Below are 316 nucleotides of genomic sequence, written 5' to 3'. Positions count from 1 at the left end.
CGGGTAGCCAACAAACCGTTGATGAAGATGATTTGTCGGGTATGGGCTCGGATGGCTCAGGCAGTACGACGCTGAGTGGTAATTTTGACGTTGTGGATGGGGCGGATGGCATTGTTAGCTATCAATTGACCGACTTAGTGACGCCAGTAGCCGGTTTGCAATCTGGCGGCCAGAATTTAGTGATGGTTGAAGTGTCTAACCTCAATGGCATCACAGTATATGAAGCGCAGATCCAAGGCAGCAATGAGGCGGTCTTTAGGATCACGCTCAATGGCTCAGCAGACAGCTATCAATTTGAGTTACTTAAACCGCTTGA

The 316-nt window shown here is 49.1% G+C and carries 1 protein-coding gene; it reads left to right on the top strand.

Annotated features, from left to right (window positions below):
- On the top strand, positions 1–316 hold a 316-nt coding region (locus EYW48_RS21665; RefSeq protein ID WP_277433102.1), incomplete at both ends, for a hypothetical protein.

Source organism: Vibrio sp. 1180_3 (assembly GCF_029478545.1).
Classification (GTDB): Bacteria; Pseudomonadota; Gammaproteobacteria; order Enterobacterales; family Vibrionaceae; genus Vibrio; species Vibrio aestuarianus.
The sequence above is the reverse complement of the archived record's forward strand: the minus strand, read 5'-3'. Positions and strand labels throughout refer to the sequence as shown.